Here is a 26,653-nt window from a genome sequence, read left to right as displayed (position 1 = left end):
AGTATAGTGAGCGCACGGTGTGGACTGAAATGAATTAAAATCATCAAAGGTATAGTTTCGAGGAATAATCATGGACATAAGAACGCTGCGCTATTTTGTCGAAGTGGTTCGTCAGCAAAGTTTTACCCGCGCAGCGGAGAAGTTGTTTGTTACCCAGCCCACCATCAGCAAAATGCTGAAAAACCTCGAAGATGAACTGAACTGTACCCTGCTGATCCGCGACGGGCGCAAGCTGCTGCTGACCGACACCGGACGCGTGGTGTTCGAACGCGGGCTGGCGATTCTGGCGGAGTTCCGCCAGCTGGAAGCAGAGCTGGACGATATTAATCATCTGACCAAAGGGGTGCTTCGCCTCGGCATTCCCCCGATGGTCGGCATGATGATGGCCGGGCCGATTAGCCTGTTTCGCCAGCGTTATCCCGGCGTAGAGCTGAAGATTTCGGAGTTTGGTGGGTTAACCGTCCAGCAGGCCGTCACTAACGGCGAGCTCGACGTGGCAATGACCGCCCTCCCCGTTGAGGAAGAGAGCGGCCTGGCGACGCTTCCGCTCTTTAGCCACCCGCTGTGCGTGCTGGTGCCCCGCTCCGGCGACTGGCTAAAGAGGGAGTCGGTGAAGCCTGAACTGCTCGGCGAGCACCCTCTGCTGATCTACAACGAAGACTTCGCCCTCAGCCGCCAGCTGATGACGCTGTTTAACCAGCATAACGTCAAGCCGCGCATTGCGGTACGCAGCGGACAATGGGATTTCCTGGCCGCGATGGTGCAGGCGGGCGTGGGGATTGCCATTCTGCCGCAGCCGATTTGCGAGCGTCTGGATAAAAACACGTTGCGCTGGATCCCACTGGAGAGCGATCTGCACTGGCAGTTAGGGATGATCTGGCGTGAAGGGGTCTATTTGTCGCAGAGCGCGCAGGCGTGGCTGCAGTGTTGTGAGGGGTTTTGGGTGCGGTCTGAATAGTGCCCGGTGGCGCTGCGCTTACCGGGCCTACGTTCGAACCGTAGGCCGGGTAAGGCGAAGCCGCCACCCGGCAAAACAGCGCTACTGATTCTCTATCAACAGCGCTTCCAGCAGGTCCAGATCGTGCAGCAGCTTTTGCAGCGTCTCGTTGCTGATCTGGCGCGTGGCGCGCAGGTGGTACAGTTCGGCACGCTCTGAGCGCAGCGCTGCCAGACGGAACCGGCGTTCCAGGTTCTCCTCCTGCAGCGAGCTTTCCACATCGTTACGCCCGTCCGCGCGGCGGCGAAGGTTACCAATTACGCGGGAACTCACCTCCGTCAGCAGCTGATTATCGATGTTCTCTTCCGCATCTGCGGCCAGACGCTCTTCCATTTTCTGGATGGCGACAATCGCCACTTCGGCGGTCGCTGCACGCGCAATACGCTCTTCCTTGTGCTGCTGGGTCGAATCTCCGACATCAATATGCTGGAGTAAAATCGGCAGCATAATCACGCCAACAAACAGTGAGAACAGAATGACGCCCGCTGCCAGGAACACCAGCTCGTAACGCGCCGGGAAGACGTCGCCCGTCGGCAGCAGCAGCGGAATGGAGAGGACACCGGCAAGGGTGATCGCCCCGCGTACGCCCGCAAAAGAGGCAATCAGCAGTTCACGCGTTGTCCACGAACCAAACTCCATCGGCTTTTTCTTCAGGAAGCGGACGCTGAAGTTTTTCATCGTCCACAGCCAGCCGAAACGCACCAGCATCAGCGCCAGGTAGATCAGCACGATGTCGGTAAACAGCATCCAGACTTCAACGTTCGGATCGGCTTCGGCCGCCACCAGCGAGGATTCCATAATGCCCGGCAGCTGCAGGCCCAACAGCAGGAACACCATGCCGTTAAAAACAAACTCCAGCATGGCCCAGGTGCTGTTTGCACGCAGACGCATGGCCAGCGGCGCGCGGCGCATCACGCCGGAGCGGGTGATGGTCATCCCTGCCGCCACTGCCGCCAGAATGCCCGACACGCCGATATGTTCGGCAATCAGATAAGAGGCGAACGGCAGCAGGAACAGCAGCACGATCTGCGTCGCGGGTTCATCGCCGCCCCAGCGGCTGAGGAAGCGCAATGAGCGGCCGTACAGCCAGCTCACCACGAAGCCCGCGAGAATACCGCCGATGGCTACCTTAAAGAACTCCAGCGTCGCGCCGCCGACGGTAAAGACCATCGTGCCCATCGCAACGGCCACGGCAAACTTCAGGGCAACCAGGCCGGAGGCGTCATTCATCAGCGCCTCACCCTGTAAAATCCCCATGATTTTCTTCGGAATGCGGCCTTCACCCACAATGCCGGACAGCGCCACGGCATCGGTTGGCGACAGCACGGCGGCCAGCGCAAAGGCAGGAATTAACGGGATACCCGGTACCGTCCAGTAGATCAGGAAACCAATCCCGACGACGGTGACCACCACCAGCGCCAGCGCCAGGCCGAAGATCTCTCGCCCGTGCTCAAGGAATTCGCGCGTGGGCGTTTTCCAGCCATCCGCAAACAGCAGTGGTGGAATGAACAGCACGAGGAACAGTTCGGGGTCAAATTCCACGTGCAGGCCAAACGTCGGCCACGCCAGCAGCGCGCCGATGGCAATTTGCATTAATGGCAGGGGGACCTGAAAGGGCAGTACGCGTGTAACCACCCCGGATAGCGAGACCACAAGGGTCATGATGAGTATTGTGAAGAAGATTTCCATGCGTTCCCTGTTTGCTGTGTTGCTTATGTACTCCGGAAGGCGTCGTGCCTTTTATTCTATCTTCACCAGAGTAACGCAAAAGGCAACAGGATGAGTCCTGAAAATAAAAACGGGCGGCCTGAGCCACCCGTTTTCGCATCAAAGGCCAATTTAGATAGCCCAGCCGCCCGCGTAAAACGCCACCAGCGCAACGGCAATCACAACGGTGCCAACGTTCAGCTTGCGCCATTCCCCGGAGACCAGACGACCAATCACCAGCGACGCGAAACCGATCATAATGCCGGTCACGATGTTACAGGTCAGCACGATAAAGACCGCGGTAATCAGGCCAGACATCGCGTCCACGAAATCCGCAAAGTCGATTTTCGCCACGTTGCTCAGCATCAGCAGGCCAACATACATCAGCGCTGGCGCGGTCGCGTACGCCGGAACCAGGTAGGAGAGCGGAGAGAGGAACAGGATCAGCATGAACAGCACGCCAACGGTGATCGCCGTCAGGCCGGTTTTACCGCCTGCCGCCGTACCCGCTGCGGACTCGATGTACACCGCCGCAGGCGCTGCACCCACTAGGCCTGAGAAGACGCTGCTCAGGGAGTCCGTCGTCAGCGCTTTGCCACCGTCAATAATCTGACCGTCTTTATCCAGCAGGTTCGCCTGACCGGCCACCGCACGAATGGTCCCGGTCGCGTCAAACACCGCGGTCATTACCAGCGCCAGCACGCTCGGCAGGATGACCGGGTTCAGCGCGCCAACGATATCCAGGCTGCCAATCAGAGAGTTGCCTTTGTCATCGCTCAGCGACGGCATGGCGAAAATGCCGGAGAAATGGACGTTCGGATCGAAAATCAGGCCGACAATGGAAACGCCGATAATGGTCAGCAGGATGCCGCCCGGGACTTTCAGTTTTTCCAGACCGATAATCACCGCCAGCCCGATCAGCGACATGATCACCGGGAAGCTGGCGAAATGGCCGAGCGCCACCGGCAGACCGTCCAGCGGGTTCTTGATGACCAGACCGACGCCGTTGGCGGCGATCAGCAGCAGGAACAGGCCGATACCGATGCCGGTACCGTGCGCCACGCCCTGCGGCAGGTTGCGCAAGATCCAGCTACGGATGCCGGTCGCTGAAATAACGGTAAACAGCACACCCATCAGGAACACGGCGCCCAGCGCAACCGGTACGCTGATGTGCTGGCCCAGCACCAGGCTGAACGCGGTAAACGCGGTCAGGGAGATGGCGCAACCAATCGCCAGCGGCAGGTTCGCCCACAGGCCCATCACGATAGAGCCCACGCCGGCCACAAGGCAGGTCGCTACAAAGACAGCGGCTGGCGGGAAGCCCGCTTTGCCCAGCATGCCCGGCACAACGATGACGGAATACACCATCGCCAGAAACGTTGTCAAACCGGCAACGATTTCCTGGCGCACGGTGCTGCCGCGGGCCGAAATTTTAAACATGGCGTCAAGTGAACCGCCAGTACGCGCAGATGGCGTAGACATAGAAAACATCCCCTGAGAGTTTTTTAGGAAGTCCGTAAGCGAGGTGGAGACGCCACTGCCAGCTAAACGTCAAATCCTTGTGTTGCGTTTGCGACGAAAGGGCGTCACAGAAAAAGCAAACGTTTAGCTCCGCGCTTACAAACGGGTGGTCAAATTAAGGCAAACGATTATCTAGCCTAATCCCCGCCCTTTTCAACTGAACTTTATCGTTTTTCGCTAAAATTCACTTATGACGCTGAAGAAATAAACAGAGGATGCGCAAACGTTATCGTCTATGCGCAATTTGTTTACATTTCAATCCTCCCCCGGGATGGATAATGGCCCCCCTTGTGCCAGGGTTCGTTGCCAGCCAGGGCTGTTTTCAACCTTCGTTTTCCATGCCTGACTATGCGGCAGGTTATTAATACCGCCGCGCGCCAGCAGGGCAAAGATCGGGAAACTCATCTGGATGTCGGCCATGCTGAGCGAATCCCCGGCAAACCAGCTGTTTTTAGCAAGGTGCGACTCAATAAAGCGTGCATGGGTTTCCAGCTGGCGGTTGAGGTACGCTTTCTGCACCCCCTGCCCCAGCGCTTTCCCCAGGGTTCGGATACCAAACGGCACGGGCGGCTTGCCGAGGCTGTTGAAGACCAGCTTCATTAACAGCAGCGGCATCAGCGATCCTTCCGCGTAGTGCAGCCAGAAGCGGTACTGCACCTTATGCGCCGGATCTAAAGGCTTAAGCCGCGACTCAGCATCGTATGTTTCCTGCAGATACTCCAGAATGGCGCCTGACTCTGCGAGGATCAGTCCGTTATCTTCGATGACCGGTGATTTGCCCAACGGATGCACCTTTTTGAGCGCCTCAGGTGCCAGCATGTTCTTTTCGCGCTGATAGTGAACGATCTCATAAGGCAGACCGAGTTCTTCCAGCGCCCAGATTACGCGGTGCGAGCGCGACTGGTTTAGGTGGTGTACCGTGAGCATGGCTTTCTCCTGTTATTCATACTTTTTAACTATAGAAAATTGAACAACACCGCGAAAAAAATTCGGCTAAAAACCGGTCAGCGTCGCTGGCGAAAAAACGGGCCTTGCATAGAATTAAAGTGTCAGCACAATCCGGAACCTCCCCAACCAGCTCGACACGAGGGGTGCTGATGTCGGGGGAAACCCTCCCGTGAACCAGCGGGATAGAGAGAAAGACAAAGACCGGGAAAAACTAAAGCGCCCTTTGTGGCGCTTTAGTTCTTTATGTATGTGGGGTTTTGCCGGGTGGCGGCTACGCCTTACCCGGCCTACATTTGACGGTTTGGTAGGCCGGGTAAGCGAAGCGCCACCCGGCAAACCGCTCTCAATCCTCTTCCAGCAACCGCGCGCCCGTCCCCTGCTCGCCCAGTTTGTCGCCGGGGTTACGCAGCGGGCAGTCGCTGCGCGACAGGCAGCCGCAGCCAATACAGCCATCCAGTTCGTCACGCAGCGCGACCAGCGTATGAATACGCCTGTCCAGCTCTTCACGCCACTGGGACGACAGCTCTTTCCACTCTTTCGGGCTCAGCGTGTGCCCTTCCGGCAGTACGCCAAATGCCTCGCCGATCGTGGCCAGGGGAATTCCGATTCGTTGCGCAATTTTGATAATCGCCACGTAGCGAAGCACGTCGCGGGTATAGCGACGCTGGTTGCCGCCGTTACGGATGCTTTTAATTAACCCTTTGCTTTCATAGAAGTGGAGCGCCGATACCGCCACGCCGCTTCGCTTTGCTACTTCGCCGGGGGTTAACAGCGCTTTAATGCGCGGCAATCTCTTTTCCATAAAACCTCTTTACCTCAAGTTAACTTGAGGAATTATACTCCCCCGCAGAGAAAACGACGAATTAACCGAGATAGTTGTATCTACAGAGGGGCAACCTTATGTCGCATCAGCAGATTATTCAGACGCTTATTGAATGGATTGATGACCATATCGACCAACCGTTGAACATTGATGTGGTCGCGAAAAAGTCGGGCTATTCGAAATGGTATTTACAGAGAATGTTCCGTACGGTCATGCATCAGACGCTGGGTGAGTACATTCGTCAGCGCAGACTGCTGCTGGCGGCGCAGGCGCTACGCTCAACGCAGCGGCCGATTTTTGATATCGCGATGGATCTTGGCTATGTGTCGCAACAAACCTTTTCCCGCGTGTTTCGCCGCGAGTTTGACCGCACGCCGAGCGACTATCGCCACCAGTTAAATTAATCACGCTCAGTGCAAAGGTTGCTGCTGCCAGGTCATAAATTCCTGGGGCGGCATCGCTTTCGCGAAGTGCCATCCCTGACAAAACTGGACGCCGCGCTTCAACAGCCAGCTCACCTGCTCTGCCGTCTCAACCCCTTCCGCAATGGTTTTCAGCCGCAGGCTTTGCGCCATCTCGATAATATGCTCGGCGATCAGGTGGCTGGTGCTGTTGGTCGTTAAGGTATCGATAAACGATTTGTCGATTTTCAGAATATCGACGTTCAGCGAGTAGAGATTGTGCAGGTTCGAGTAGCCGGTACCGAAATCATCGATGGCGACTTCATACCCCGCCTGACGAAAAGCCTGAATCACCGGCGTGGTTTTAGGCACATCGATAAAACCGCGTTCCGTCACTTCAATTTTGATTTGCTGCGCGCGGACGGCATAGTGGCGGGCCTTCTCAGAAATCATGGCGATCAGCCGCGAGGAGTGGAAATCCGTCGCCGACAGGTTAATCGAAATATAGAGATGCGGATGCTCAGCCAGGAAATGGCCCAAATCACTGAACACTTCCTCAACGACATAATCCGTAATCCGCTCGCTCATCCCCTCATTTTCAGCCAGCGGAATAAACTCAGCCGGGCTCATCACCTGCCCGTTAAAACCAGGCCAGCGTAATAACGCCTCCGCGCCGACACACCGGTTGTTCTTGATATCAATAATCGGCTGATAGTGCACGCAAAGCTGGCGTTTGTTCAGCGCCCTGTGCAATAAACGCCCCGGCGAATTGAGCTCACGATGGGTACGGGACCAGACCAGCAAAATAATAATGCTGCAAATCATTCCCAGCGGCAGCGTTAATGTCGCCTGATGGTAAAGCGTTTCATAAAAGCGTTTATTCGATGTCGACACGATGGCCGCAATCGGTCTTTTGGGGGATGTGACGATCGTATAAAAGCGGTTATCTTTTTGAAATACCGATTCCTTATCCCGAATCATCGAATTTAATAAAGAAACATTGGCTTTCTGACTGACGGAAAAGAAAGCATTGGTTACCGTGTCGTATACCCCCCACGAGAGAGAATGATCCGCAGACATGACTTCGCTGTATGAAAGTGGATTAACGACCACCACATAATTTCCACGCTGCATATATGTCATTTTATAACCAGTATAAAATGGGGTATCGCGATAATAATAGATAGCGACGTCAGGTTTACGCGTGTAATTAGCGACGGGAATAGCGTAGGGACGATCCGGTGTAAAAACGGTCGAACAAAGAAAATTCTGACCTTCAGCATAAATTAAATCGGCAACAAACAGGCGGCCACGAACAACGTTCAACATATATTGACGGTGTCCCGGGGTGCAAAGCTCGCCCCGATATTTTTCCGCCTCGTCCCGGGCCAGATCAACCTGCTGTATAACCAGCTCTGTTTTGTCTAAAGCCAGTTCAGCAAATGTCCGTAGCTGGGCGCTTGTTTCAGACACGGCTCTTAGCTGGGCAAACCATAGCGCAAGCATCACCGGCAGCATAACTACCATGATGATCCCTACCACCCTGAGCATCTTGCGCTGCGCGCTACGATTCATTTCCCGCCCTATATCCCTGCATGTTGTACGCCTGTAGTAATGAAGGCCGGATGCTGTGTTAAACAGGTGATTACGTTGCATGAATCATGCGAAGTTAGCAACTGACTTTTCGTATTAAAAATCTTAAATTTCGTTATGACGATAATATTTTCCCGTAAGTGAAACTGTAAGTATTCGTTCCGTTTCAATTAAGGAAAATAATTATCCAGCCCGTAAGGGCGGTGGGAAGATAACACAACAGACGATTGTTGATTAAGCCAAACTTCTGGCAGCATGAAAAAAGCACACCGTCATCATGACGTTTTATGCTATTTGATCGGGTGTATTGTGTTCACTGATTTATAAATAATCAGCCGCCACCACCGTTTTTCCTCGCCCCAAATGCTTAGCCTCATATAACGCTTTATCAGCACGCCTTAGCAAGGCTGAAGTATCCCGCTGTCCCCCGCGGACTTCCACGACCCCTGCGCTAAACGACAGCGACAGCGTTCTCTCGCCCACAATCAGCGGATGAGTTTGCAAAACGGTGCGCAACCTGGCGGAAAGTTGCGCAGCGCCATTGCCGTCAGTTTGCGCCAGCAGGAGCAAAAATTCCTCCCCTCCCACGCGCCCTAATGCGGAGCCTGAAGGGGCCAACTCACGGATAGCATTACAGAAGTGAAGAAGCGCCGCATCGCCCACCGGGTGTCCCCACTCGTCGTTGATCTGTTTGAAAAAATCCAGGTCAAACATCAGGACGCAAAAATGGCTGTTGACCTCCTGCCTGGTACTGGCGGCCAGCGCAAGCTCCAGCTGCTGCAAAATCGCCGACCGGTTAAAGCAGCCGGTGAGATCGTCAGTGGTGGCTTTAACTTCGAGCTGCTGTTCGGCTTTTTTCCGCTCGGTGATATCCAGCCCAATATTGAGGATAGAGTTGTCCGGCAACAGAATGTTTGACCACAGCACCGTCAGCGGGGTGCCGTCTTTGCGTAGCGGATGCCATTCATACATATCCTTCAGCGGCGAGACATTGACCGACTCTCTTACCCGCCGCCGCTCTTCAGGATCGGGATAAAACAGCGAAAGCGGATCGGCATGTTCCGCGATCTCCGCCATCGTCCAGCCGAATACTTTTTCACATTCGGCATTCCACAGCACGCAGCGGTTAAATTTGTCGAAAGAGTTCATTAAAACCGGGGCGCGTTCAAAGAGCGTCTTATATTGCGTCACGACGCGCTGCATTTCCTGCGCCGTTTTTTCTCGGGCAATAATTTCCGCAAAATAGTCTTTTAATTTTTCAACCAGCACCACGACGATATTTTTCAGAATCGGCAAAGAAGAAAGCCTTTCTTCGAACGCTAAAAAGAAATAGCCGCTGCAGTGCCAGTTTTGGGTTGAAAGCTTGCACAGCACACCGCTTTGCAGTTGCGCATAGCCCGGGTGCTGAGGAGGAAATAACGTGCGGCCAATATTCTCTTTCCAGTAAACCACCCGCCACGATCGATGATGTCGCTGAAGCAGCGTGTTCGCCAGGAAATCGGCCACGTCGAGGGGATGGCAGGTCATCTCCCCGGCGGACACCACGCGCTTCAGCCCGTCATCACCGTTAACGCTGACCCAGGCAAGGCTTGCGCCCAGCGCGCGACTGATGGTCGCCAGCATGTCGGCCAGAGAACATTGAGCATGAAGCTGGGGCATTAGCTTAGCCAGCGCATGCAATGCCTGCATGCTGTCATTAACAATCTCACGTCGGTTTTCTTTCATTTTTTTCGCTGATTATCAGGCGATAAACCGGACGCAACTTTCTTCAGATTCGAAAAATCGACAAACCAACGCGCAGGCTGAATCTCAGCGTAGCGAATTAAAAACAACGTTGTGTGTAATTAAAAACGTACAAAGAAATAAAAAAATAATAAAATTCAAAAACCTGAAAGGTTAGCTGCGAGTAAAATTAATTGTCCACTCAAGCATAAGCCATAGGGTTATTGCTGTAAACATTGTACAGAGTGCGCCCTTTTGCATCAGTTTTGCTATCTTAATGAATTCATTATAAAGAGTGCGTGAACCGGGGAACTTAGCCAGCAAAGATATATTTTCACTCAGGCACCCACTGATTCTCGGCAACTATGAATCGCTCGTTTTTCATCATCCCGGGACTGGCGAATAAAACAGCAAACGTGATATAGTTCACACAACTTATGTAACGAAAACATTCTGTTTCATTCAGTTCGTCTGTTTTATAGAGGATGGGTTTTATGGCAACCATTACTACCAGCATGGTACTCCTGCGCTGGCCTTTGTTGAGTGCGGTACTGATGTTTTTGGCCAGCACGCTGAACATTCAGTTTCGTAAATCTGACTACGCGGGTCTCGCTGTCATCAGCACGCTGTTGGGGCTGGGGGCTGCCTGCTGGTTTGCAACGGGTCTGCTTGGCATTACCCTGCTGGATATGGCCGCCGTCTGGGAAAATATCAAAGTGGTGATGGTTGAGGCGATGAGCCACACGCCACCAGACTGGCCGATGGTGATTACCTGATCCCTTATGGAATAAAAAAACCCAGACGATGTCTGGGTTTTTTGTTTGGGGAACGCGGAAATCAGAACGGTTCTGTTTACCTGATAAATACAAGAAACATAAAAAACATTAAATTTCAATCGAATGCTATAAATCATCGATATTAAGTAAAATTTTGTGTAAAACTTCATATACTACACTCATCAAACTTTACATTTGTCTTACCTCAGTAAGGCTGAGAAAATTCACCTACTGGGCAGAGATTGTTATAATATTTTCACCATTGATAGATTTTGGGGTATTCTTGAAAAATCAAATTAATATCAAACTCCATACGCAAATAGGGACGCTGTACAACGCCGCGCCCGAAAATTGTAGTAAATTTAAATGGTTAGAAGTAGAGCCTGGCGTCGTCATCACGTATATCGATTAAAATCTAAGCGCAAAAATATAGGGCTGCAACGGTTCAAATACCGAATTCTACCGTTGTAGGGAAAACTTATAGCACACTTTGTGCATGTTCTTGTTATATCTGTGGTAACCAAAAAATTAACCATGGAGTCAACATGCAAGAGCGTAGAGTCAAGTTGCATTTCACTGATTGACTTTCGCAAGTTTCACGTTTTTTAATTCTAATAAAGGCTCCTGTTCCAGGAGCCTAAATTTATAAAAGCTATTGCAACGTACCAAACTCAAATCACTACACAGCAACTTCCATATGCTCACCAACACTTTTTAATAATGCCGTATATTGATCCTCATCCTCTTTGAGTCTTTCAATGATTTGTCGCGCAGCTGTTTGCATCTCGGGCACTTCCACTGGGGTAGCTCCGCGTTCAAATACGCCACACAAATGTGAATACTCATTATTAATTCTGTCGGATAAGATGGCAGGAATTTTATCCTCACCAAAAAACAGCCTGAGCGTACTTTCATTCATCCCTTGATCTGGGTATTTATAATATAAATATATTTCAAAAAATTTTCGCGCATTATTTGCGAAATTATAAAAGGTAATATAATTATTATCATCCACAGAATTAATACTGGAGCATTTATAAATCTGATGAAAGAGATAGTTGAACTCTGTAACATAGTCCTTTAAATACGATGGCATAACTTGAATACTCGATTCTCTATCATTCCTTACAACAACAAAAAATGCTTTTTGGAAGCTAGCCTTCTTATTGTTTTCATCTATAAAGTTATCCTTCAATCTTTTAAGATACTTTAGAAAGTCAAGATTGTGCGTTGAAATAAATAACTGTTTAAACTTCCCAGAAGACACAATTTCTGCATTCAATAAACTGTAAATAAAAAATATGTGATTACCATCCAATGAAGAGATTGGATCGTCAATCCAAATAATTGGCTTCGAATCTCGTGTTTCGATATCGTCCAATTTAGCAAGGAAATAACAAAATGCTAGAAGACTGCATTCACCTTCACTTAGATGATAAGCTTTTTTTCCGTCCCTCATAACTTCAAATCGAATTTGTGTACGATTATTATCGTCAGTCTGTTCTTTTAAAGCTTCAAGAGATAAGAATCTATGGCCAAAGAAGTTATTCAAATATTGATTAACTTTTTTTGCTCCTTTCGCTTCATCATTTAGCTCACGTTTCTTTTCAGTAATTAATGATTGCTTCTGAGAGATCGTCCTAGTAATACGCGCAAGCTCATTATATGAGTTATCAGATTTAATTTTCAACTCAGCCACAGAACTACACAAGTTTTTATAATCTATTGTAATTAGATAGTTATAAACTTCATTATATCTTAGAAACTTCCTCGCTTTAGCTTGTTCAGTGCTTAAGGAGTGGGTAAACATATCCGATTTAATGCAAATTTCTGAATATTGACTCAAAATATTCTCTAATTCATGTGTAAAGTCCAAAGGTATATCAAAATCCTTAGAATTTAATGTATCTTGCTGTCTAGCATTGAGTTGCTGAATCAGGCTATCTAGTGACAACTCATAATTTTTATAGGTAGAGTTTAAATTTAAAATAAAATCATCCAATTCATTATGGAATTTTGTGTAAAATAAAGATTTATTTACTGATAATAAATTACTTATTATTCTTTTTTCGGTCGTGATCTTTGTAATAAGTAAGTCAATATCCCTGTCTAACTGCTCTGACTCTTCATCAAAATGTTTATCAAGTTTGCTCCATCTTTCCGATGATATTGTATTGTCACAAAATCCACATTTATCATGTTTATCTCTATGATGTCTCCGCCCCTCATTAACCCATCGATTTAAGATTGCATCCTTGACTAACTCATCAATCTTATCAGATGCACTAATTTTTTTAGTAATGAGTTTCTCTGCATCTTCCTCAAATAATTTGAAATTAAGGTCTGGAATTTTAAATTTAGGTAAGTTTGGTAACACTCTCTCAGCGATCAACTTATCATATTGCTCTAACTCTTCATCGCTTAGCGGTATATAACTGCTTTTATTTACCTCTGCAATTTCATTTTTAAGTTTTACTATCGTGTAATTCTGATCTCCATAACGCTCAGGCTTATACTTTATTCCAATATCTTTACCTGTAGCTTTATTTGTCAACTGTTTATCTAAATTATCGCTAGCAATTTTATATTCCGAAGAAGCATTATTGTAATCTATAGTTGCCGTTTTTTTACTTGCATATAAAGCAGTTTCTTTCCCTTCGTCATTAATTCCTAATTCTAAATTTAATTCTGCTAACTCCCTTTCTATCTTATTGTTGTCATCGCCAAGGATAGCGAAAGACTCAACACTCTCTTCAGGGTTACTGATGAAACGCAGATTGTCTCGGATAAAATCCTCATTAAATACACGGATTTTTTTATCATGAGTTGATAGATTATCATTAGTTACTTCAACATTATCTGCAAACTTTAAATTAAACGAAGGTGTGCCGTATTTATCTGAGATATTCCCTTTTTCTAAGGAACGAATAATACGAGAAAGTGTTGTTTTTCCTGAGTAATTTCTACCATAAATTATATTAATATCAACAAAGCTTTGAACTGCGCCTCCTTTATTTAAAACTTGCTGATCCCAAATAAAATCATCAAACACACCCAACTTTTTAATATGGTTAAATTTTTTAAGCATTTCATCCCCTTACTGAGTTCTTGCATCAAGCATTAAATTAGCCCATAACATTTTCTATTAAAAGGTAAATGTAGCAATCAAAAAATGATAATCGTCACAATATGAAAAAAAACATCCCAACCTATTGACACTTTATGATTTTAAATAAGGGGTATTTCTTTCATATAAAAAAGAGTAATAAATATAAACTCACAAGAAAACATATTCAATAATATATCTTAATAATTGAGCTATTTTTATTACCGTTTTTGTCCATCACTATGGGTTGTAATTAAGTTGTGTAATTTCCTGTTTTTGATATTCCCACTTCAGAAAAGGAGACAGCCAATTATGGACGAAAAGAAAATCACGGTATATTAACCAACCGGGAGTAGGTCAGATGTATCAGAAACATTTCGTGACTCATTCGATGCAGGCGTTAAAAAAGCTCAAAAACGCTAGAAACGCAAGGCTGACAGAACGGCCGTAGCTTGAAGAGGCCCCCTATAGAGGCTTTTCCTCCCCGAGTCACCCCTTCTGCAACTGAAACGTAACTGGCTTTAGGAATTAATAATAAAATATTAGAGAATCAGATCAGTAGCAGTATCATTGCTCATCTTGTTACCGTTGCGATTCAGACTGCTTCGCAAATAAATATCTGACGCAGGATCCTTTTTGCGTTAGTTTTTGAAGAAATACGGATATTAACGCAGTTAAGGATCCAGATTTACGGATTCGTTTACGGAGTTCATCAAGTCTGAGCACTACATATAGTAGTTCATGTATTTATCCACGGTACTATATATAGTGGATAAGCGAAAAACGGGGAGTGGAGGGCGTGCGGATCTATAACACTTTTGACGCAGTATCAGAAACGAAAAAGGAGCCTTAGGCTCCTTTTGATGAAAATCAGTAAATGCTGAATTTTACTGTTTCGTCAGTAAAAGATTCATTATCAGCCGTGTCTTCTCGTAACTGCCGTGCGAGTTTTACGAGGCCAGAATTTGCAGAGATGAGAGCGGGAGCTGCAGCCTTCTGCCTTGCAATACGATCCTTTTGTTCACGACCGAACTGATTAATACGTTTCCAGTCGGAATCCTGTCTGTTAGGCATTCAGCGTACCTCCTGAGAAAGTAACAGATACATCACCGTTCATATTATAGACAGATTTCATATGTGGTGCAATTCGGATGTTCTTTTTATAGCATGCATCGAACATGCTCTGGAAAACATCATCAAAATATGGGGTTATTTCTTTAATAAATTCAATCTGAGGGGCATAATTGCGATCATGATACAGACCATCCGCGAAGTAAGTATACAAAGAGGTCATTGCCCTGGGTTTATGATAAACAACGCAGACTGCCCCATCTAATTGTACCGAGACATTCGGCGACACAACATTATAAAATGCAAAATAGCAGAGAATATATGCTGCTGCGCTTATCGCGTACTTTTCAAAGATTAATATAATTTGTACTGCTGGGTTGCTGGATTCGATTGCAGCAATGAGATCAACTGCATCCTGAATTGCACCACCATTATTTTGATTAAAATATATTAATACTTTATCTGAAGGTGAAGCATTTGTAATAGTGTTTATAGCAAGGGTTACCCGACTATCATTGCTGTTAATTATATTGTTAATATATATTTTATGTTCTTTCATTATTGTCCATTAATCTTATAATTAAAGCCGCCGTGATAGGATTTATGTAATTTTTCTACTAACTGGATTTTATGATATCTCACAGAATTTAATTTATCGAATGCAACAAGCTTTTCTTTTTCAAAATTATCTCGGATCTGATTATTATCTGAATCCCTAATCATATCATCGCAGTAACTGATATAGTGCTTAATATCATCCATGTCGTTATTAAGAACAGCTAATTCTGACTCTAATTCTTCGATTGATTTCTGATATACGACAGTACCCAATGCTTGAGAACTGAACTCGCACAAATAGTATGGAAGATTTAATACATTTAAATCAGATGCAGATGATGTTGCTGCTGATGCAAGTTCTGTTATTGATGGTTCATCAATTTTCGCATTGAGCGATTTCACGGCATGATGTAAAAAAGAGTCAATCTGATTTAGAAGGAAAACTTCAATATTTGCTTCCTTTTTAATTTCAGTTACGAGTGATTCTGAAGGCCCTCGAATCTTACCATTAATTTTATATACAAAATCTTCTTTTTCGTCATTAGTGACATAAATGATGTTTTTATATTGCTGGTCTTTTGCCTTTTGAACTATTTGTTTCCAGATATATAAATCACCATACTGAGCATCGAAATTTATACCATTAAAGGAGAATCGTTCATTCTGCTTTTCTTTTGCATCTGCAAAACCTGGCCCTGTTGAGTATTTATATCTTGTCGCACCTTCTTTATTAACTTTATCGATAAAATCCTGATCAGGTTCCTCACCTATACAACCTGCTGTTAATTCATCAATGAGATCACGTATTTCATCGTGTGAATTTATAAAATTAATATTCTGCCTGCGGCTCTCCAGACTATTGAGCGTGAATTCTGATACAATTTTTGAAAGGGAATCTTTAAGCTCTCCTAATTCAGTCCTCAAATTAGAATATCGGGATAGGGTTTCCCTTATAGGTCCAGACTTTTCGAATTCCATAAAAACAGTATCGATACCATTATTCAGTACTTTACTGATTGATTTAAGAGAATTTCTAGAACTGTTTATAACGCCTAATCTGTTTCGTTGATATTCGAGGCATACATTGAAAGGTATCCAGACCTGATCTTTTAGATTCCTCCAGACTTCGAGGAACTGCAATCGAGTGGATTCTTCACAGCGATAGAGCGATAAAAGAATGTTTGTGTCGAATATAAACAGTGTATTTTTATCTTTATAGGCACTGTCGATGTCATGCTCTGATGGGCCGTAGAAGCCGGCAAACTGTTGTTTCATAAACGGGCTTTCCATGTTGGACTCTTTGATTACAACATTTTAACTCTTTTAGTGATGTTATGTGAGAGGTGGCTGAGCACAAAAACAAAAAAGGCGCCTTTCTGAGCTTTTCAGAAGAAGATTTGTATCGGGTCTTCCTACTTTCTCAAGCCGATGCCATATTTTGTACAATATTTTCCGTATCCAAAACGGAGCCCTTGCTTACACTGCCACTACACGAGAAACACACCCTCGATATCCACGATATTGGTGAACTCATCATCCAACCAAAGGGTGGAGAGCACCTTTGATGGCATCCTGCCTTGCTTGCGCTGAGCAAAGTCTCTCAGATCGTCCATCTCATGTGACTTGAAGAAATCTTTGGTCAATAACCGTGCTCAAGGTTTATGCCACGACTATCTAGAAAGCGTAACAACAAGACTAGATTGTTAGCAGCAGCTAGCGTCGTTGAGAAGGCATTGCCTTTATTGCGGATTTGGGTTGTTAAAAACAAAGTTGGGTAATACATGGGAAGCCCAGAAGCACGATCCACTACCATGCAATAGCGCTCGCCACTATCCATGACAAATGTTGTAACTCTGTAGTTCTTTTCCATGCACTCACACCCCATAAACATTTCACAATTACAAGGTACACTTTATGTGAAAAATCACCAATTCATACAAGACACTTTTTCCGACGATAGAAACAAAAAACCCCTGAATTAACAGGGGCCTATGTTTTCATTCTATACAGATAACTCTAAGGTCATCTTCAGAACGGAATGTCGTCGTCGAAATCCATTGGCGGTTCGTTAGACGGTGCAGGAGCAGACTGCTGCTGCGGGCGAGACTGCGCGCCGCCGCTGAACTGGTTGCCACCCTGCGGCTGCTGAGGCTGACCCCAACCGCCCTGCTGCTGGCCGCCACCTGCTGGTGCGCCACCGCCCTGACGGCCACCCAGCATCTGCATGGTGCCGCCGACGTTAACCACCACTTCCGTCGTGTACTTCTCAGCACCGGACTGATCGGTCCATTTGCGGGTGCGCAGTTGGCCTTCGATATAGACCTGAGAACCTTTACGCAGATACTCACCGGCCACTTCGGCCAGTTTGCCAAACAGCACAACGCGGTGCCATTCGGTCTGCTCTTTCATCTCACCGGTCGCTTTATCACGCCAGGATTCGGAAGTAGCCAGCGTAATGTTGGCAACTGCGCCACCACTCGGCATGTAGCGTACTTCCGGGTCCTGGCCCAGATTACCGACGAGAATCACCTTGTTTACGCCTCTGCTGGCCATGTTCGTGTCTCCTGAATACGTTTCTTAATAGTGTAAACGCGCGAGTGTACCATTTCCATGCTGCACTTTGATAGTTGCGTAGCACGTTCCAGAGTTCTCCCGCAACTCGACATTGTTACACAGCGAATCAGAAAATGCATTCCAATACTGTATATTCAAACAGGTCAAATTGTGTCATAATTAGCCGTTTCTGACAGCCGTTTGTCCTTCAAACAAACCAGGCAATCCGTGTTCCAACCGGGAAAGGTGAATGGATAAGATCGAAGTTCGGGGCGCCCGCACCCACAATCTCAAGAATATCAACCTGATAATCCCTCGCGACAAGCTGATTGTCGTGACCGGGCTGTCGGGGTCTGGCAAATCCTCACTGGCTTTCGACACCCTGTATGCCGAAGGACAGCGTCGTTACGTTGAATCACTCTCTGCGTACGCGCGTCAGTTCCTGTCGCTGATGGAAAAACCGGATGTCGACCACATTGAAGGGTTGTCCCCTGCTATCTCTATTGAGCAGAAATCCACCTCGCATAACCCGCGTTCAACGGTCGGTACCATTACCGAAATCCATGACTACCTGCGTCTGCTGTATGCCCGCGTGGGTGAGCCGCGCTGCCCGGACCACGACGTCCCGCTGGCGGCACAGACCGTGAGCCAGATGGTGGACAACGTCCTGTCGCAGCCGGAAGGCAAGCGCCTGATGCTGCTGGCACCGATCATCAAAGAGCGTAAGGGTGAGCACACCAAAACGCTGGAGAACCTGGCAAGCCAGGGCTATATCCGCGCCCGTATTGACGGCGAAGTGTGTGACCTGTCCGATCCGCCCAAGCTGGAACTGCAGAAGAAGCACACCATCGAGGTGGTGATTGATCGCTTTAAGGTGCGTGACGATCTCGCCACGCGTCTCGCAGAATCGTTTGAAACGGCGCTGGAACTCTCCGGCGGCACGGCCGTGGTCTCCGACATGGACGACCCGAAAGCGGAAGAGCTGCTCTTCTCCGCCAACTTTGCCTGCCCGATTTGCGGTTACAGCATGCGCGAGCTGGAACCGCGCCTGTTCTCGTTTAACAACCCGGCGGGCGCCTGCCCGACGTGTGACGGCCTGGGCGTGCAGCAGTATTTCGATCCGGACCGCGTGATCCAGAATCCGGAGCTTTCGTTGGCGGGCGGCGCCATTCGCGGCTGGGACAAGCGTAACTTCTATTACTTCCAGATGCTGAAGTCGCTGGCAGAGCACTACAAGTTCGACGTGGAAGCGCCGTGGGCCAGCCTGAGCCCGAACGTACACAAAGTGATCCTGTTTGGCTCTGGCAAAGAGAACATCGAGTTCAAATACATGAACGATCGCGGTGATACCTCCGTGCGTCGCCACCCGTTCGAAGGGGTGCTGCACAATATGGAGCGCCGCTACAAAGAGACCGAATCCAGCGCGGTGCGCGAAGAGCTGGCGAAGTTCATCAGCAACCGCTCCTGCGCCACCTGCGAGGGCACACGCCTGCGTCGCGAAGCGCGCCACGTGTTTGTGGAAAATACGGCGCTGCCGACCATCTCAGACATGAGCATCGGCCACGCGATGGACTTCTTCAATAACCTGAAGCTCTCTGGCCAGCGCGCGAAAATCGCCGAAAAAGTCCTGAAAGAGATTGGCGATCGCCTGAAGTTCCTGGTGAACGTCGGCCTGAACTACCTGACGCTTTCCCGCTCGGCAGAAACGCTCTCCGGCGGTGAAGCTCAACGTATTCGTCTGGCGAGCCAGATTGGTGCGGGCCTGGTGGGCGTGATGTACGTGCTGGACGAGCCGTCAATCGGCCTGCACCAGCGCGATAACGAACGTCTGCTCGGCACCCTGATCCACCTGCGCAATCTCGGTAACACGGTGATTGTGGTCGAGCACGACGAAGATGCCATTCGCGCCGCTGACCACGTGATCGACATCGGCCCGGGCGCTGGCGTGCACGGCGGTCAGGTGGTGGCGGAAGGCACGCTCAAGGACATTATGGCGGTGCCCGAGTCGCTGACTGGCCAGTACATGAGCGGCAAGCGCAAGATTGACGTCCCCAAACAGCGCGTGGCAGCGGATCCGGAAAAAGTGCTGAAGCTGACCGGCGCGCGCGGCAATAACCTGAAAGACGTCACCCTGACCCTGCCCGTCGGGCTGTTTACCTGTGTCACCGGCGTGTCCGGCTCCGGTAAATCGACGCTGATCAACGATACGCTGTTCCCGATTGCACAGACCGCGCTAAACGGTGCGACGCTGGCAGAGCCGGCACCGTACCGCGACATTCAGGGGCTGGAGCATTTCGATAAAGTTATCGATATCGACCAGAGCCCGATTGGCCGTACGCCGCGCTCGAACCCGGCAACCTATACCGGCGTTTTCACGCCCGTACGTGAACTGTTTGCCGGTGTGCCGGAGGCGCGCTCACGCGGGTATACGCCAGGGCGTTTCAGCTTTAACGTACGCGGCGGCCGCTGCGAAGCGTGCCAGGGCGATGGCGTGATCAAGGTTGAGATGCACTTCCTGCCGGATATCTACGTGCCGTGCGACCAGTGCAAAGGCAAACGCTATAACCGCGAAACGCTGGAGATTAAGTACAAGGGCAAGACCATCCACGAAGTGCTGGACATGACCATCGAAGAGGCGCGCGAGTTCTTTGACGCCGTTCCGGCGCTGGCGCGTAAGCTGCAGACGCTGATGGACGTCGGCCTGACCTACATTCGTCTGGGTCAGTCCGCAACGACGCTGTCCGGCGGTGAAGCGCAGCGCGTGAAGCTGGCGCGCGAGCTGTCAAAACGCGGTACTGGCCAGACGCTGTATATCCTGGATGAGCCGACTACCGGTCTGCACTTTGCCGACATCCAGCAGCTGCTGGACGTGCTGCATCAACTGCGCGATCAGGGCAACACTATCGTGGTCATCGAACATAACCTGGACGTGATTAAAACCGCGGACTGGATTGTCGATCTCGGCCCGGAAGGCGGCAGCGGCGGCGGTGAAATCCTCGTCTCCGGTACGCCAGAGACCGTTGCAGAGTGCGAAGCCTCGCACACCGCGCGCTTCCTTAAACCGTTGCTGTAATTGTCACACGGAGAGCTGCTGTCGGGTCGTTTCCGGCAGCAGCTCAACCGCCTGCTGATAGGATGCGTCCACCAGGTAGTAAATTTGTGAGCCTGGAATCGATCCATCCAGATAGACGGTGCTCCAGTGCGCCTTATTGAGGTGCTGGCTCGGCCTCACGTCATCATGCTGCTGACGGAGTAAATCGGCCAGTTCAGGGCTGGTTTTCAGCGACGCCGCCGGACGGCCCTCCACCTCTTTCACCATCGCAAACAGCACATCCCCCACCTTAACCTGCGTGGCCTTCCAGTCGCTGTGGACGCTCTGCTCCGCGCCGGGCTTGCTCATGCAGTACTGAAGTATCTCCGAAATTGTCATCTTTATTCCCCTTGTAGCGTGGCGATAATTTTACGCGAACCACCGTGAATGCGATGCTCTCCCAGCCAGATCCCCTGCCACGTGCCCAGCAGCAGCCGCCCGTTGTGGACCGGCAGCATCAACGATACGCCCAGCAAAGAGGACTTAATATGCGAAGGCATATCGTCCGCCCCCTCATAGTCATGCTCGTAAGGGGCGTTGTCCGGGACGCTCTTCAGAAAATGCCGCTCCATGTCAGACCGGACGGTGGGATCGCAATTTTCATTCAGCGTCAGAGAGGCAGACGTATGCTGAAGCAGCAGATGCAGTAAACCCGTTCTGACGCGCGACAGGTCGCGGAGTTGCCCGATGACTTCATCCGTCACCAGGTGAAATCCGCGTGGCTTCGCGCTTAAGGTCAGGGTCTGTTGGTACCACATAGGCTGCTCCGTGATGAAAGATGAATCTTTCTAAGTGTGCAGCAAGAAGACGAAAGGTAAAACCCGCAGCAGCGAGATTTGATTAAAAAAGAGTCAAACTCGCTGCCAGGGACTCAGTACTCCGAGTTGACGATCACCTCTTCGCCAAACTTTCCGGCCATCGGCAGCGGTCGATAGGTAGAGTTAGACGCGCGTAACACCCTGATCCCTCTGGCTCCTGCATCCTGCGCGGCGGTAATGTCGTTATCCGAATCGCCATAAAACACTTTGATGTTTTTCTTTTCCAGCCACTGGGTTTTGGTGTTTTGCCCCTCTTTGTCACCGGCAAAAATGACCGGGTTCATGTTGGCTGCCGGGATCTGGAAATCGTCCTGCAGTGTTCTGGAGACGGTTTCCGTTTTGGTCTGGCTACGACCGGTGACGAAATAAATACTGTCGCCACGCTTAACATGCATAGCAATTACCGCCCGGGCGACCTCTTTCGGAATGCTGTACTCGTCCCAGCCGTTATTCATCTTTTCCCAGAACTCCGGGTTCTTCAGATACGCTTCGCTGTCGGGAGAATACATTTTTTTGCCGCGCCAGAATCCCGGGCTTGAGAACAACACGGTATCGTCAATATCGAAGCCCACGGCCATTGGTGGGCGCCCCATCAGGCTGTTTTCGATTTGGGCCACGGAAACCCAGTGAATGGGCGCCTGCTCGGCGAGAATGGCGGCGGTAGTGCCGGTGTAAAGCGGCGTCGGGGCGGAAGCTCGCGCGACGACGGCGCTGTTAAGTGAGAACAATAAGCAGGCGGCGCTGAGCGCCAGTGTGATCTTGCGCATATTTTCCCTTGAATATTCAGCTTGTTATCGTTTTATTTTGAGTGAATGGTCAAAAAACTATCCGACCATAACCCCAGCGGGAGGTGAAGGGAAGGAGTTTTTGCTTATGAAGCGGAATAAAAAGAAGCTGATCACAAAGGGTAGATGAGTGATGTAGGCCCGGTAAGGCGCAGCCGCCACCGGGCAAGATTTTCTGCGGCCTGATGCCCTCACCCCAGCCCTCTCCCACAGGGAGAGGGAGATAATAAGTAGTGAGTACTTACATCACAGCTGCAAACGCCTGCGCCACGCGATGAACGTTGCCGGCATTGAGGCCCGCCACGCACATACGGCCGCTGGCGATCAGGTAGACGCCGAACTCTTCGCGCAGGCGATCGACCTGCGCCGCGCTCAGTCCGGTATAGCTGAACATCCCGCGCTGCTTGAGCAGATAATCAAAGTTATGCCCTGGCACGGCCTCTTTCAGGACATTAACCAGCTCCTGACGCATCGACAGGATGCGCTTACGCATCGCCTCCACTTCGCCAAGCCAGGACGCTTTCAGCGTTTCGTCACCGAGAACCGTTGCCACCACCTGCGCACCAAAGTTTGGCGGGCTGGAGTAGATACGGCGCACCGTCGCTTTCAGCTGACCCAGCACGCGGCTGGCTGCTTCGGCGTCTTCACATACCACGGAAAGACCACCAACGCGTTCACCGTACAGGGAGAAGATTTTAGAGAAGGAGTTACTCACCAGAACAGGCAGCCCGGCGCTGGCAGCGGCGCGGATGGCATAGGCGTCTTCTTCCATACCCGCGCCAAAGCCCTGATAGGCAATATCGAGGAATGGGATCAGGTTACGGGCCTTCAGCACCTCGATCACCGCATCCCACTGGGTATTGGTGAGATCGGCACCGGTCGGGTTATGGCAGCACGGATGCAGCAGCACAATACTGCGCTCCGGCAGGGTGTTCAGTTTTTCCAGCAGCGCGTCAACGCGCACGCCGTTCGTTTCGCTGTCGAACCACGGATAGGTCGCCACCTTAAAGCCCGCGCCCTCGAAGATCGCAACGTGGTTTTCCCACGTCGGGTCGCTGACCCACACGCCTGAATCCGGGAAATATTTTTTCAGGAAGTCTGCGCCCACTTTCAGCGCACCCGAGCCGCCCAGCGTCTGGATGGTCGCCACGCGTTTTTGCGCGAGCACCGCGTGATCGGCGCCGAACAGCAGCGGTGCGATGGTGTTGCGATAAGCGTTTAGCCCTTCCATCGGCAGATACAGAGAAGCGCCGTGTGGAACAGCGTTCAGACGCGCTTCGGCTTCAGCTACGGCTTTTAATTGAGGAATAATGCCATCCTCGTTGTAATACAGACCGATGCTGAGGTTCACTTTGTCGCTGCGAGGATCTTCTTTGAAACGCTCCATTAAGGAGAGGATAGGGTCGCCGGCATAGGCGTCAACTTTCTGAAACACGCGATGGTTCTCCGGAATTCGATGAGGCAGGGATTTCAACAATAAACCGGAAGCAGGTGAAGGTCGAGAGCGATATCAGGCCAGACACTCGATATATCGGCAAATGCAATCGATTCGCTCAGGCACCGAGCCCTGCACGCGCAGAAAAGGAATGTTTCGTTGTGATAGCTCTGCTTCATACCATACCTGCTGTCTGTGGCGAAACGCCTCCCCCTGCCGGGTGCCATCCTGCACAAACGGAAAATCATCTCCGCACAGCACGACCAGTGCATAGTCTCGTTCAGCAAGCGCCATTAACGCCTGCGGCGCGCTGCCAAACTGATCGAGCGCGTAAAACAGGGTCGTTAAAGGTGACGTATCACAGACCAGATAAGGCGCCGTGCAGGCTGATTCTTCCCGACGCACCTGCTCGCGGGCAATATGCAGCAAATCCTCCAGATCAAGGATGCCGTTCTTCTTTTCCCAGTGTTCACGACCATACTCTGCAACGTACGGAACGTTTAGCGTTTGCGCCAGTGCCTTTGCAAGCGTGCTTTTGCCCGTCGATTCTCCACCTAATAAGCAGATACGAAAAACAAAGCTGCGGTACACCTCTGGGGACATCATCTTGCGATAACGATGAACATCAGAGCGGATGAGCGTTCCCGATGGAGCTTCTGGTCCCGGTTGACGCTGGAGACGCACGTGCGCAACCGGTCGTCTGAAACGCTGGCTCAGGACAGTGGCAAACCCGTCTCCATAGTCTTCTGCAGTAAATACCGCCTCTGGCTGACAATGCAGAATGTCCTCACATAGCGTTGCAACATAATGCCGGTGAAGATCGTCATCAGCGTCATTCGGTGGCGCAAGGCCATATGAAGCCAACACTTGCGGCGAAAGCACGAGGTGGCGACATTGTGGGAAGCGCGTTGTTAACCAGTTAAGCCGCTTTTCAGGTTCGTAACCGTGTATTTCCGGCGACGAATAGCTGATGATACAGACCGTCTCGCACTGCTCAAGTGCCGTATTGATAAGCGCTTCATGGCCCGCATGTAATGGTGCGAACTTGCCGACCACCAGACCGTTGGCATACAGCGTCATTGCGCACGGATCTCCTTGCGCCACTGATACAGTCCGTGCCACGCATTAAACCAAAACACCAGATATAAACCGGCGGTCAGATACAGTTCTCTCGTCGCATACAGCGGTACTGCCAGCGTGTTAACGGCAAGCCAGATGTACCAGTTTTCCAGACGCCGTCCCATCAACATAAACTGAGCAAGAATGCTGAATGTCAAAATGATGGAGTCCAGCCAGGGGGCCCATGCATTGGTATAGAGATGCAATATCCACCCGTACGCCGCTGCTACGCTTACGGCGCAGGCTAAAAGCATAAAAAAATGTCCCGGTCTGGTACGACGGACAGGCAAGACCTCTCCATGATTGCCTTTAAGCCAATGCAGCCAGCCGGTTATGCTCGTTATGATGAAAAAGAACTGAAGGGTAACGTCAGCATAAAGCTGTACAGAATAGAAGACCCAGGCATAAAGCCCGCTACCAATGATACCTATCCACCATGTATGGATGTTGTTTCTGGCGGCCAGCCAGACGGAGAGAGCATAGGCCAGACACGCAGCGATTTCTGAAGGGGACATTATCCTTCCCTGGAATAAAATGTTAGTCGACGTACTTCATCGCCACCCGAGACGTCAGGCGGGTAATAAGTTCGTAAGCACTCACTTTCGTGATTTCAGCAATACGTTCAACGGGTAAACCTTCCCCCCACATCACCACATCGTCGCCGGGTTTATCCTGGGCTTCAGGACCCAGATCGACACAAATCATGTCCATCGCCACGCGGCCAACGATCTTCACTTCGCGACCGTTGACCAGCACCGGCGTACCCGTGGGTGCAGCGCGCGGATAGCCGTCGCCATAGCCCATCGCCACGACGCCGAGGCGGGTATCACGCTCGCTGATCCAGGTGCCGCCGTAGCCCACCGGCTCACCGGCTTTGTGTTCGCGCACGGCAATCAGAGTAGACACCAGAGACATGACTGGCTGAAAACCCATGTCCGGCCCCCAGGGTTTATTCTCCAGCGGCGACACGCCGTAAAGAATGATGCCTGGTCGCGCCCAGTCGAAATGCGACTGCGGCCACAGCAGGATCCCGCCGGATGCGGCGATCGAGCGCATCCCCGGCTTGCCTTCGCAGAAGGTATTAAAGATATCCAGCTGCCGCTCGGTCGCACCGCACTCGGGCTCATCGGCACGGGCGAAGTGGCTGACAATATTCACCGGCTGGCGCACGTTTTTACACCGGCATAAACGCTGATAAAACGCTTCGGCATTTTCCGGACGCACGCCCAGACGGTGCATGCCCGTATCAAGCTTCATCCACACGGTCACCGGCTCGCTCAGCTCAGCGGTTTCTAGTGCGGCCAGCTGTTCTTCGTTGTGTACCGCCGTGTGCAGATGCTGATCTGCGATGGTTGGCAGATCGGTGGCTTCGAAAAAGCCTTCGAGGAGCAGAATAGGTTGGGTAATCCCCCCCGCGCGCAGGCGGAGGGCTTCTTCAAGACGGGCGACGCCAAAGGCGTCGGCATCGGGGAGCGTTCGCGCGGTCTCAAGAAGACCGTGTCCGTAAGCGTTCGCTTTCACGACTGCAACGAGCTTGCTGGCGGGTGCCAGTTCACGCAGACGTTGCAGGTTGTGTCGCAGAGCGCGGCGGTTAAACACAACAGTTGCCGCTTGCATTTGAATTCCTTA

General features: G+C 50.4%; 23 protein-coding genes. 4 read left to right on the top strand and 19 right to left on the bottom strand.

What is annotated here, in order from left to right:
- Positions 1-70: 70 nt before the first annotated feature.
- On the top strand, positions 71-958 hold the full coding sequence (locus tag ACMGGQ_RS22785; RefSeq protein ID WP_024906729.1) for a LysR family transcriptional regulator: 888 nt from the start codon (positions 71-73) through the stop codon (positions 956-958).
- 81 nt (positions 959-1,039) lie between these two features.
- On the opposite strand, the gene ACMGGQ_RS22780 is transcribed toward ACMGGQ_RS22785, so the two are convergent.
- The 4 genes from ACMGGQ_RS22780 to soxR form a co-directional block, all read right to left on the bottom strand.
- On the bottom strand, positions 1,040-2,686 hold the full coding sequence (locus ACMGGQ_RS22780) for a Na+/H+ antiporter (protein ID WP_008503391.1): 1,647 nt from the start codon (positions 2,684-2,686) through the stop codon (positions 1,040-1,042).
- 150 nt (positions 2,687-2,836) lie between these two features.
- A complete protein-coding gene (gene ghxP, locus ACMGGQ_RS22775; RefSeq protein WP_008503390.1) occupies positions 2,837-4,186 on the bottom strand; it encodes a guanine/hypoxanthine transporter GhxP in 1,350 nt (449 codons plus the stop codon).
- Between the two features lie 294 nt (positions 4,187-4,480).
- A complete protein-coding gene (locus tag ACMGGQ_RS22770) occupies positions 4,481-5,152 on the bottom strand; it encodes a glutathione S-transferase family protein (protein WP_104949641.1) in 672 nt (223 codons plus the stop codon).
- Positions 5,153-5,516: 364 nt separating this feature from the next.
- Positions 5,517-5,975, bottom strand: coding sequence for a redox-sensitive transcriptional activator SoxR (gene soxR / locus ACMGGQ_RS22765; RefSeq protein WP_008503388.1), 459 nt, complete (start codon positions 5,973-5,975; stop codon positions 5,517-5,519).
- A 98-nt stretch (positions 5,976-6,073) separates the two neighbouring features.
- On the opposite strand from soxR, the gene soxS reads away from it, so the two are divergent.
- Positions 6,074-6,400, top strand: a complete 327-nt coding sequence (gene soxS, locus ACMGGQ_RS22760; protein WP_008503387.1) for a superoxide response transcriptional regulator SoxS — start codon at positions 6,074-6,076, stop codon at positions 6,398-6,400.
- Positions 6,401-6,406: 6 nt separating this feature from the next.
- On the opposite strand, the gene ACMGGQ_RS22755 is transcribed toward soxS, so the two are convergent.
- Together ACMGGQ_RS22755 and ACMGGQ_RS22750 are read right to left on the bottom strand one after the other, a co-directional pair.
- Positions 6,407-7,972, bottom strand: coding sequence for an EAL domain-containing protein (locus tag ACMGGQ_RS22755; protein ID WP_048030238.1), 1,566 nt, complete (start codon positions 7,970-7,972; stop codon positions 6,407-6,409).
- 339 nt (positions 7,973-8,311) lie between these two features.
- On the bottom strand, positions 8,312-9,715 hold the full coding sequence (locus tag ACMGGQ_RS22750) for a diguanylate cyclase (RefSeq protein ID WP_420290540.1): 1,404 nt from the start codon (positions 9,713-9,715) through the stop codon (positions 8,312-8,314).
- Between the two features lie 491 nt (positions 9,716-10,206).
- Between ACMGGQ_RS22750 and ACMGGQ_RS22745 the strand changes: the two genes are divergently transcribed.
- Positions 10,207-10,488 (top strand): YjcB family protein, encoded by a 282-nt coding sequence (locus tag ACMGGQ_RS22745; protein WP_045261050.1) that lies wholly within the window; start codon positions 10,207-10,209, stop codon positions 10,486-10,488.
- Positions 10,489-11,167: 679 nt separating this feature from the next.
- Here the strand turns inward: ACMGGQ_RS22745 and ACMGGQ_RS22740 are convergent.
- The 6 genes from ACMGGQ_RS22740 to ssb1 all read right to left on the bottom strand — a co-directional run bounded on the left by ACMGGQ_RS22740 (position 11,168) and on the right by ssb1 (position 17,776).
- The gene (locus ACMGGQ_RS22740; RefSeq protein ID WP_420290539.1) at positions 11,168-13,576 is read right to left on the bottom strand and encodes an AAA family ATPase; all 2,409 of its coding nucleotides are present in this window, start codon (positions 13,574-13,576) and stop codon (positions 11,168-11,170) included.
- An 888-nt stretch (positions 13,577-14,464) separates the two neighbouring features.
- Positions 14,465-14,668, bottom strand: coding sequence for a hypothetical protein (locus tag ACMGGQ_RS22735; RefSeq protein WP_420290538.1), 204 nt, complete (start codon positions 14,666-14,668; stop codon positions 14,465-14,467).
- Positions 14,661-15,224, bottom strand: coding sequence for a hypothetical protein (locus ACMGGQ_RS22730; protein ID WP_420290537.1), 564 nt, complete (start codon positions 15,222-15,224; stop codon positions 14,661-14,663). The genes ACMGGQ_RS22735 and ACMGGQ_RS22730 overlap by 8 nt, the downstream gene beginning before the upstream one ends.
- Positions 15,224-16,498, bottom strand: a complete 1,275-nt coding sequence (locus ACMGGQ_RS22725) for a PIN-like domain-containing protein (protein WP_420290536.1) — start codon at positions 16,496-16,498, stop codon at positions 15,224-15,226. Before ACMGGQ_RS22725 ends, ACMGGQ_RS22730 begins: the two co-directional genes overlap by 1 nt.
- 364 nt (positions 16,499-16,862) lie before the next feature.
- The gene (locus tag ACMGGQ_RS22720; RefSeq protein ID WP_420290535.1) at positions 16,863-17,093 is read right to left on the bottom strand and encodes a hypothetical protein; all 231 of its coding nucleotides are present in this window, start codon (positions 17,091-17,093) and stop codon (positions 16,863-16,865) included.
- 158 nt (positions 17,094-17,251) lie between these two features.
- Complete coding sequence (gene ssb1 / locus ACMGGQ_RS22715) at positions 17,252-17,776, bottom strand: single-stranded DNA-binding protein SSB1 (RefSeq protein ID WP_008503384.1); 525 nt, start codon at positions 17,774-17,776, stop codon at positions 17,252-17,254.
- Between the two features lie 250 nt (positions 17,777-18,026).
- On the opposite strand from ssb1, the gene uvrA reads away from it, so the two are divergent.
- The gene (uvrA, locus tag ACMGGQ_RS22710; protein ID WP_045909175.1) at positions 18,027-20,849 is read left to right on the top strand and encodes an excinuclease ABC subunit UvrA; all 2,823 of its coding nucleotides are present in this window, start codon (positions 18,027-18,029) and stop codon (positions 20,847-20,849) included.
- A gap of 3 nt (positions 20,850-20,852) precedes the next feature.
- On the opposite strand, the gene ACMGGQ_RS22705 is transcribed toward uvrA, so the two are convergent.
- From ACMGGQ_RS22705 to alr, 7 genes are all read right to left on the bottom strand, one after another.
- On the bottom strand, positions 20,853-21,206 hold the full coding sequence (locus ACMGGQ_RS22705; protein ID WP_008503382.1) for an MmcQ/YjbR family DNA-binding protein: 354 nt from the start codon (positions 21,204-21,206) through the stop codon (positions 20,853-20,855).
- Between the two features lie 2 nt (positions 21,207-21,208).
- Positions 21,209-21,625, bottom strand: a complete 417-nt coding sequence (locus ACMGGQ_RS22700) for a secondary thiamine-phosphate synthase enzyme YjbQ (RefSeq protein WP_045909174.1) — start codon at positions 21,623-21,625, stop codon at positions 21,209-21,211.
- 113 nt (positions 21,626-21,738) lie between these two features.
- Positions 21,739-22,452: an acid phosphatase AphA gene (gene aphA / locus ACMGGQ_RS22695; protein WP_111967844.1), complete on the bottom strand. Its 714-nt coding sequence runs from the start codon at positions 22,450-22,452 to the stop codon at positions 21,739-21,741.
- 259 nt (positions 22,453-22,711) lie between these two features.
- On the bottom strand, positions 22,712-23,905 hold the full coding sequence (gene tyrB, locus ACMGGQ_RS22690; protein ID WP_420290534.1) for an aromatic amino acid transaminase: 1,194 nt from the start codon (positions 23,903-23,905) through the stop codon (positions 22,712-22,714).
- A 75-nt stretch (positions 23,906-23,980) separates the two neighbouring features.
- Entirely contained in the window at positions 23,981-24,985 is a 1,005-nt protein-coding gene (locus tag ACMGGQ_RS22685; protein ID WP_420290533.1) for an AAA family ATPase, read from the bottom strand.
- The gene (gene pnuC, locus ACMGGQ_RS22680; RefSeq protein ID WP_023293520.1) at positions 24,982-25,539 is read right to left on the bottom strand and encodes a nicotinamide riboside transporter PnuC; all 558 of its coding nucleotides are present in this window, start codon (positions 25,537-25,539) and stop codon (positions 24,982-24,984) included. Before pnuC ends, ACMGGQ_RS22685 begins: the two co-directional genes overlap by 4 nt.
- A 22-nt stretch (positions 25,540-25,561) precedes the next feature.
- Positions 25,562-26,641 carry an alanine racemase gene (gene alr, locus ACMGGQ_RS22675; protein WP_420290532.1) on the bottom strand — a complete coding sequence of 360 codons (1,080 nt, stop codon included), beginning with the start codon at positions 26,639-26,641 and terminating at the stop codon, positions 25,562-25,564.
- Positions 26,642-26,653: the final 12 nt, after the last annotated feature.

The organism is Enterobacter sp. BNK-13, from assembly GCF_048685015.1.
GTDB classification, from domain to species: domain Bacteria; phylum Pseudomonadota; class Gammaproteobacteria; order Enterobacterales; family Enterobacteriaceae; genus Enterobacter; species Enterobacter quasiroggenkampii.
The sequence above is the reverse complement of the archived record's forward strand: the minus strand, read 5'-3'. Positions and strand labels throughout refer to the sequence as shown.

Bases quoted from the DNA above. Each gene is read 5' to 3' on its own strand.
- ACMGGQ_RS22785 (WP_024906729.1), top strand. From the start codon at position 71: ATGGACATAAGAACGCTGCGCTATTTTGTCGAAGTGGTTCGTCAGCAA.
- ACMGGQ_RS22780 (WP_008503391.1), bottom strand. From the start codon at position 2,686: ATGGAAATCTTCTTCACAATACTCATCATGACCCTTGTGGTCTCGCTA.
- ghxP (WP_008503390.1), bottom strand. From the start codon at position 4,186: ATGTCTACGCCATCTGCGCGTACTGGCGGTTCACTTGACGCCATGTTT.
- ACMGGQ_RS22770 (WP_104949641.1), bottom strand. From the start codon at position 5,152: ATGCTCACGGTACACCACCTAAACCAGTCGCGCTCGCACCGCGTAATC.
- soxR (WP_008503388.1), bottom strand. From the start codon at position 5,975: ATGGAAAAGAGATTGCCGCGCATTAAAGCGCTGTTAACCCCCGGCGAA.
- soxS (WP_008503387.1), top strand. From the start codon at position 6,074: ATGTCGCATCAGCAGATTATTCAGACGCTTATTGAATGGATTGATGAC.
- ACMGGQ_RS22755 (WP_048030238.1), bottom strand. From the start codon at position 7,972: ATGAATCGTAGCGCGCAGCGCAAGATGCTCAGGGTGGTAGGGATCATC.
- ACMGGQ_RS22750 (WP_420290540.1), bottom strand. From the start codon at position 9,715: ATGAAAGAAAACCGACGTGAGATTGTTAATGACAGCATGCAGGCATTG.
- ACMGGQ_RS22745 (WP_045261050.1), top strand. From the start codon at position 10,207: ATGGCAACCATTACTACCAGCATGGTACTCCTGCGCTGGCCTTTGTTG.
- ACMGGQ_RS22740 (WP_420290539.1), bottom strand. From the start codon at position 13,576: ATGCTTAAAAAATTTAACCATATTAAAAAGTTGGGTGTGTTTGATGAT.
- ACMGGQ_RS22735 (WP_420290538.1), bottom strand. From the start codon at position 14,668: ATGCCTAACAGACAGGATTCCGACTGGAAACGTATTAATCAGTTCGGT.
- ACMGGQ_RS22730 (WP_420290537.1), bottom strand. From the start codon at position 15,224: ATGAAAGAACATAAAATATATATTAACAATATAATTAACAGCAATGAT.
- ACMGGQ_RS22725 (WP_420290536.1), bottom strand. From the start codon at position 16,498: ATGAAACAACAGTTTGCCGGCTTCTACGGCCCATCAGAGCATGACATC.
- ACMGGQ_RS22720 (WP_420290535.1), bottom strand. From the start codon at position 17,093: ATGGAAAAGAACTACAGAGTTACAACATTTGTCATGGATAGTGGCGAG.
- ssb1 (WP_008503384.1), bottom strand. From the start codon at position 17,776: ATGGCCAGCAGAGGCGTAAACAAGGTGATTCTCGTCGGTAATCTGGGC.
- uvrA (WP_045909175.1), top strand. From the start codon at position 18,027: ATGGATAAGATCGAAGTTCGGGGCGCCCGCACCCACAATCTCAAGAAT.
- ACMGGQ_RS22705 (WP_008503382.1), bottom strand. From the start codon at position 21,206: ATGACAATTTCGGAGATACTTCAGTACTGCATGAGCAAGCCCGGCGCG.
- ACMGGQ_RS22700 (WP_045909174.1), bottom strand. From the start codon at position 21,625: ATGTGGTACCAACAGACCCTGACCTTAAGCGCGAAGCCACGCGGATTT.
- aphA (WP_111967844.1), bottom strand. From the start codon at position 22,452: ATGCGCAAGATCACACTGGCGCTCAGCGCCGCCTGCTTATTGTTCTCA.
- ACMGGQ_RS22685 (WP_420290533.1), bottom strand. From the start codon at position 24,985: ATGACGCTGTATGCCAACGGTCTGGTGGTCGGCAAGTTCGCACCATTA.
- pnuC (WP_023293520.1), bottom strand. From the start codon at position 25,539: ATGTCCCCTTCAGAAATCGCTGCGTGTCTGGCCTATGCTCTCTCCGTC.
- alr (WP_420290532.1), bottom strand. From the start codon at position 26,641: ATGCAAGCGGCAACTGTTGTGTTTAACCGCCGCGCTCTGCGACACAAC.